We start from the raw sequence: 257 nt of genomic DNA, 5'->3' as shown, positions 1-257 counted from the left end.
GCTGATGATCCTGCTTCTTGCCAGCGGCAATCCGCGTGTAGCTGGCCTCCTGAACTGGTTTTCCGGTTCCATGGGCAATATCGGCTGGAATGACGCGACCTTGGTTTGCATCTGCGCGATTATCGTTCTGCTTGCGGCTCTTCTTTTCAGGCGCCCACTCGACCTCTTTCCGTTGGGCGATGTGACAGCGCGCGCTGTTGGCCTCAAAGTCTCGTCAAGCCGCGCGATCCTTCTTGCTCTTGCAGGTGTTGGAACAA

The 257-nt window shown here is 56.8% G+C and carries 1 protein-coding gene; it reads left to right on the top strand.

From position 1 onward, the window contains the following. Window positions 1-257, top strand: a 257-nt coding sequence (locus SB822_RS58770) for an iron chelate uptake ABC transporter family permease subunit (protein ID WP_410859331.1), incomplete at both ends; no start/stop codon positions are given.

Source organism: Paraburkholderia sp. SIMBA_054, from assembly GCF_046534875.1.
GTDB lineage: Bacteria > Pseudomonadota > Gammaproteobacteria > Burkholderiales > Burkholderiaceae > Paraburkholderia > Paraburkholderia hospita.
Note: the sequence above shows the minus strand (reverse complement) of the source record. Positions and strands in the feature narration are given on the sequence as shown.